Here is a 1533-nt window from a genome sequence, read left to right on the forward strand (position 1 = left end):
GCCTTGTTGGGTTCCAGCGCCATGTAGGTCAGCGCGCGCTCGATGGCGCCGCGCTTGACGGCGTCCTTTTCCTTGTCGGGGTCGGGCACGCGGTCGTCGATGGCCAGCACCATCTCGGGCGAGGTGCCCCAGCTGACTTGCGGGCGGATCTGCGCGGCGTCGAGCTCGACGACCTTGTCGAAATGGGCGCCGGGATCCGAATGCAGCGTGCGCCAGTAGGCGACGGCCTGGTCCCACTCCACGCCCTGCGGGGAGAAGGGGCGGCCTTTCACGTAGGCAATGGTCGTTTCGTCCACGCCGATGAGCCCGGCGCGCGCACCGGCCTCGATGGCCATGTTGCAGACGGTCATGCGACCTTCCATCGAGAGTGAGCGGATAGCGGCGCCCGCAAACTCGATGGTGTAGCCATTGCCGCCAGCCGTGCCGATCCTGCCGATGATGGCCAACACGATGTCCTTCGCGCCGACGCCCTTGGGGCATTGGCCTTCGACCTTGACGAGCAGGTTCTTGGCCTTCTTGGCCGACAGTGTCTGCGTGGCCAGCACATGCTCGACCTCGCTGGTGCCAATGCCATGCGCCAGCGCGCCGAAGGCCCCGTGCGTGGAGGTGTGGCTGTCGCCGCAGACGACGGTCATGCCCGGCAGCGTCGCGCCCTGCTCGGGGCCGATGACGTGCACGATGCCCTGGCGCTTGTCGTTCATCTTGAACTGCGTGATGCCGACGCGGTCGCAGTTGGCGTCCAGCGTGTCGACCTGCAGGCGCGAAATCGGGTCGGCAATGCCTTGCGAGCGATCCGTCGTCGGCACGTTGTGATCGCTAACAGCGAGGTTCGCGCTCAGACGCCAGACCTTGCGGCCGGCCAGGTCCAGGCCTTCAAAGGCCTGCGGGCTGGTCACCTCATGCACGAGGTGGCGGTCGATGTAGAGCAGTGCCGTGCCATCCGGCTCGGAGTGCACGACATGCTCATCCCAGAGCTTGTCGTAGAGGGTTCTTGAAGTCATTGCTTCTCTCGAGGAATCAGGGTGTCCACGAAGCGTTGCACCACGGTGGGCAGACGCTGCTGGCGCAGCACACCCAATACATATTCGCGCTCGGCCCACGGCTCTTCAAGCCGCAGGCAGCGCACGCCGAAKACGCGCGTGAAGCGCTCGGCCGGTTGCTCGGGCAGCACGGCCACGCCCAGGCCAGCCTCGACGAGCTGGGCGATGGCATCAAAGCCACGCACCTGCCAGCGCGCATTGAGCGTCTTGCCACGGGCCGCTGCCTGTTCGCGCATCAACTCCTGGGCACTGGCGCCGGCGTGCAGGCCAATGAGGTCGTAGGCCAGCAGGTCGTCGAAGGTGACTTCCTCGCGCTGGGCCAGCGGGTGCTTCAAGGGCACGAGCGCCGCGAGGCGACCATGCGCAAACGTCCACGTCTGCAGCCGGTTGTCCAGCAGAGGCGGCGAGAACACACCGATGTCGGCACGCCCTTCCGCCACCGCGGCCTGGGCCTCGGCGCTGGTCAGGTCTTCCAGGCTGATGCGGATCTGGC

General features: G+C 66.7%; 2 protein-coding genes. Both read right to left on the reverse strand.

Features of this window, described 5'->3' with window-relative positions; genetic code table 11:
* On the reverse strand, nt 1–1001 hold a 1001-nt coding region (locus ACXJKR_RS32185; RefSeq protein ID WP_457326317.1), incomplete at its 3' end, for a 3-isopropylmalate dehydratase large subunit.
* Nucleotides 998–1533: LysR substrate-binding domain-containing protein (locus ACXJKR_RS32190; protein WP_457326318.1), on the reverse strand; the 536-nt coding region annotated here is incomplete at its 5' end. The genes ACXJKR_RS32190 and ACXJKR_RS32185, both read right to left, overlap by 4 nt.

The sequence above is a fragment of the Roseateles sp. P5_E11 genome, assembly GCF_054049355.1.